Consider the following 302-nt stretch of genomic DNA (forward strand, 5'->3'; position numbering starts at 1 on the left):
GCCGTTGTTGATGTTGTCGACCTTGGTGTTCAGCGTGTCGACCGAGGTGTTGGTGGCGAAGAGCTGGCTGCCGTTCACCGCGTCGGTGGAGTCGACTGCGATCCGGCCCGCCGCGACATTGGTGATCGTGCGCTCCGCGCCCACCGCGCCGACACTGACCGTCGAGGTCGGGGTGGTGCCGGCGAAGTTATAGGTGGTGCCGGCGATCTTGGTGCTGGTGGTGCCGACCACGGCCGCAGTGGTGCTGCCGGAGCCGAGGGCGACGTCGCCCACGTTCGCACCGGCGGTCGCGCCGTGACCGA

Annotated in this window: 1 protein-coding gene; it reads right to left on the reverse strand. The window is 68.9% G+C overall.

What is annotated here, in order from left to right:
• A partial coding sequence (locus FFK22_RS45035; protein WP_373683784.1) for a hypothetical protein occupies nucleotides 1-273 on the reverse strand: 273 nt, incomplete at its 3' end.
• Nucleotides 274-302: the final 29 nt, after the last annotated feature.

This window comes from Mycobacterium sp. KBS0706 (assembly GCF_005938675.2).
In the GTDB taxonomy this organism is placed as follows: domain Bacteria; phylum Pseudomonadota; class Alphaproteobacteria; order DSM-16000; family Inquilinaceae; genus Inquilinus.